At 73.4% G+C, this 4,127-nt stretch carries 2 protein-coding genes; both read left to right on the top strand.

Translation table 11 applies throughout. The annotated features are described in order from the left end of the window. A partial coding sequence (locus tag ACZ7KF_RS41430) for an SDR family NAD(P)-dependent oxidoreductase (RefSeq protein WP_471087861.1) occupies window positions 1-2,991 on the top strand: 2,991 nt, incomplete at its 5' end. A gap of 61 nt (window positions 2,992-3,052) precedes the next feature. Beyond that, window positions 3,053-4,127 (top strand): beta-ketoacyl synthase N-terminal-like domain-containing protein (locus ACZ7KF_RS41425; RefSeq protein ID WP_471087859.1); only part of this gene is annotated, 1,075 nt, incomplete at its 3' end.

Here is a 4,127-nt window from a genome sequence, read left to right as displayed (position 1 = left end):
GGTGTGGATGTCGACTGGGAGGCGGCGTTCGATGCCGGGTCCGCGCGGCGGGTGGAACTGCCGACGTATCCCTTCCAACACCAGCACTACTGGCTGAAGACGGAGCGCGCCGAAGGCGACGTCTCCGCCGCCGGCCTCGCCCCCTCCGAACACCCGCTCCTCGGCGCCGCCGTGGAACTGCCCGGAACCGACGGCATCGCCCTCACCGGCCGCTGGTCCGTACGCACCCACCCCTGGCTCGCCGACCACGCCGTGTGGGGCACCGCCCTGCTGCCCGGCACCGGCTTCGTCGACCTGGTCCTCACCGCCGGTGCCGAGGCCGACTGCGGTTCCCTGGAGGAACTCGTCATCGAGGCACCCCTCATCCTGCCCGAGGAGGGCGGCATCCAGGTGCGCGTCGAGATCGCCGCGCCCGACGAGTCCGGCCGCCGCCCCGTCACCGTCCACTCCCGCCCCGAGGGCGACGAACCCGACTGGACGCGCCACGCCGCCGGCACGCTCGTCCCCGAGGACCTGGAGTCCTCCGAGCCCGCGCTCGCCTGGCCCCCGGCCGGCGCCACCTCCGTACCCGTGGACGTCGCATCCGTCTACACGGGCCTGGCCGACCGCGGCTACGAGTACGGCCCCGCCTTCCAGGGACTGCGCGCCGTATGGACCCGCGGCGACGAGATCTTCGCCGAGGTCGCGCTGCCCGAACAACAGCAGGAGGACGCGGGACGCTTCTCCCTGCACCCCGCCCTGCTCGACGCCTCGCTCCACGCACCGCTGATCTACGGCACCGGCCTGCCCCGCCTGCCCTTCTCCTGGAACGGCATCACCCTGTGGACCCGGGGAGCCTCCCGGCTGCGGGCGCACTTCGTCCCCGCGGGCGAGGAGACCTGGCAGGTCACGGTGACCGACCAGATGGGCGCCCCCGTTGCCCGCATCGACGCCCTCATAGGCCGCCAGGTGACCCAGGAACAGCTCGCCGGAGCCCGGCTGGCCCGCGAAACCGGATCCTCCCGGCTGGACAACTGGGTCTACGGAACGACCTGGACCCCGGCCGAGATCACGGACCCGGCAGCGGCCCCCACCGGCACCTGGCTGGTCGCCGTACCCGCCGGCCGCACGGACGACGCCACCGTCACCGCATGCCTCACCGCCCTCGGCGACCGGGGAACCGACGTCGTCCCGCTGCCCGTCGACGGGACCGACCGCGCCGCCCTCGCCGACCTCCTCACCCGCACCGTGCCCGACACCGACACCATCACGGGCATCCTGTCCCTGCTCGCCCTCGACGAGGCCACCGACCCCGCACACCCCGGAGTCACCGGCGGTCTGGCGGCGACGCTCACCCTGGTCCAGGCACTCGGCGACAGCGGCATCGAGGCACCGCTCTGGCTCGCCACCCAGGGCGCGGTCGCCACCTCCGGCACCGACCCGGTGCACAGCGCCGACCAGGCCGCCCTGTGGGGTCTCGGCCAGGCCGCCGCGCTCGAACACCCGGGCCGCTGGGGCGGACTCATCGACCTCCCCGCCCCCCTCGACGGCAAGACGGGCGCCCTGCTCACCACCGTGCTCGGCGGCGGCACCGGCGACGAGGACCAACTGGCCCTGCGCGCCGGGACGGCCCTCGCCCGCCGCCTGGAGCGGACGCCGCTGTACCGGCCGCAGCCGGACGAGACGCCGTGGCAGCCCACCGGCACCGTGCTGATCACCGGCGGCACCGGAGCCCTCGGCGGCCACGTCGCCCGACGAATGGCCGCAGGCGGCGCAGAACACCTCGTCCTCGTCAGCCGCCGCGGCACCGACAGCCCGGGCGCCGCTGAACTGACCGCGGAACTCGCCGAAGCCGGCGCCCGAGTCACCGTGGCCGCCCTGGACGTCGCCGACCGACAGGCCCTGGCCGATCTGCTGGAGCAGCTCGAGGCGGACGGCGACCCGGTCCGCACGGTGGTACACGCGGCCGGCGTCAACGGCTTCGGCTCCCTGGAGGAGACGACGCTCGACGACTTCGGCGCCATCGTGTCGGCCAAGGTGGCCGGCGCGGCCCACCTCGACGCCCTGCTCGGCGACACCCCCCTGGACGCGTTCCTCGTGTTCTCGTCCATCGCGGGCGTCTGGGGCAGCAGCAGCCAGAGCGCCTACTCCGCGGGCAACGCCTACCTGGACGCCCTCGCCCTGCGCCGGCAGAGCCTCGGCCGGACCGCCACCTCCCTCGCGTGGGGCGCCTGGGCCGGCGGCGGCATGGTCGACGCCGCCTCGGCACCGCAACTGCGCCGCCAGGGCATCGAGGCCGTCCGCCCCGAACTGATGCTGGCCGCCCTCGACCGAGCCCTGACGGGCGGACAAAGCGGCCTCACCATAGCGAACATCGACTGGAAGCGATTCCACCCGGCGTTCACCGCACACCGGCCCTCCCCGCTGCTGCTGGGCCTGCCCGAGGCCCGCCGCATAGCGGCGGCCGAGGCCCGCGCCCGGCGAGCCGACCTCGCCACGGCAGGATCGCTGCGCCAGCGCCTGGCCGGCCTCGAAGAGGACGCCCGGAAGGAGACTCTGCTCGACCTGGTCCGCGCGGAGACCGCCGTCGTCCTCGGCCACCAGGACACGCACGCCATCCACCCGGACCGTGCCTTCCAGGAGTTGGGCTTCGACTCCCTCACCGCCGTCGAACTGCGCAACAAACTGTCTGCGGCCACCGGCCTGCGGCTGCCCGCCACGCTGCTCTTCGACTACCCCGCTCCGGCCGTGCTCGTCGCCCACCTGGGCCAGGCACTCGCTCCCGAAGGCGGACCCGCGGTGCACCCCGCGGTCGCCGAGATGGAGAAGCTCAGGAGCGCGCTCGCCTCCGTCCCCGACGACCAGACGGTCCGCTCCCAGGTCACCGCCGCCCTGCAGGTCCTGCTGGCGAAGTGGTCCCCGGACACCTCCCCCGACGAGGACGACGACCTCGAGTCGGTCTCCGACGACGAGGTCTTCGACATCATCGACAACGAGTTCACCGTTTCCTGACGCCGCCGTCCCCGCTGCCCACTCGCCGTCAGAAGACTTTCTCTAGGAGCTGACCTTTCCCGTGGCCGACGACAAGAAGTACCGCGAATACCTCAACAAGGCCGTCACCACCGCGCGTCAGGCCACACGCCGACTGCGCGAGGTCGAGGAGAAGGCGTGGGAGCCCATCGCCATCGTCGGGATGGCCTGTCGGCTGCCGGGCGGCGTGACCTCCCCCGACGACCTCTGGCAGCTGGTGGCCGACGGCGTCGACGGCATCACCCCCTTCCCGTCCGACCGCGGCTGGGACCTGGCGGGAATGTACGACCCCGACCCCGACGTCCCGGGCAAGTCCTATGTCCGTGAGGGTGGCTTCCTCGACGACGTGGCCGGCTTCGACGCCGAGTTCTTCGGGATCTCCCCGCGCGAGGCGCTGGCGATGGACCCGCAGCAGCGGCTGCTCCTGGAGACCTCCTGGGAGGTCTTCGAACGCGCCAACATCGACCCCACCTCCCTCCGCGGGCGCAGGATCGGCTGCTACACGGGCATCATGCACCACGACTACGCCCCGCGCGTACGACAGGTCCCCGCGGACCTCGAGGCATACCTCGGGCGTGGCAGCACCGGCAGCTTCGCCACGGGCCGAGTGGCGTACACCCTCGGCGTGGAGGGCCCCGCGGTGACGGTGGACACCGCCTGCTCCTCGTCCCTGGTGGCGATCCACCTCGCCGTCCAGTCCCTGCGCACCGGCGAGTCGGAGATGGCGCTGGCAGGCGGCGCGGCGGTGATGGCCGACAGCAGGATGTTCGTCGAGTTCTCCCGGCAGCGGGGCCTCTCCCCGGACGGCCGCTGCCGCGCCTTCGCCGCGGGCGCCAACGGCACCGGCTTCTCCGAGGGGGTGGGCGTACTGCTGCTGGAGCGGCTGTCGGACGCCCGCCGCAACGGCCACGAGGTCCTCGCGGTCGTCCGCGGTACCGCCGTGAACCAGGACGGCGCCTCCAACGGACTGACCGCGCCCAACGGCCCCTCCCAGCAGGAGGTGATCCGGCAGGCACTGGAGAACGCCCGGCTGTCCGCCGCGGACGTCGACGTCGTCGAGGCGCACGGCACCGGCACCTCCCTCGGTGACCCGATCGAGGCGCAGGCCCTGCTGGCCA

The organism is Streptomyces sp. NPDC038200 (assembly GCF_055600785.1).
The sequence above is the reverse complement of the archived record's forward strand: the minus strand, read 5'-3'. Positions and strand labels throughout refer to the sequence as shown.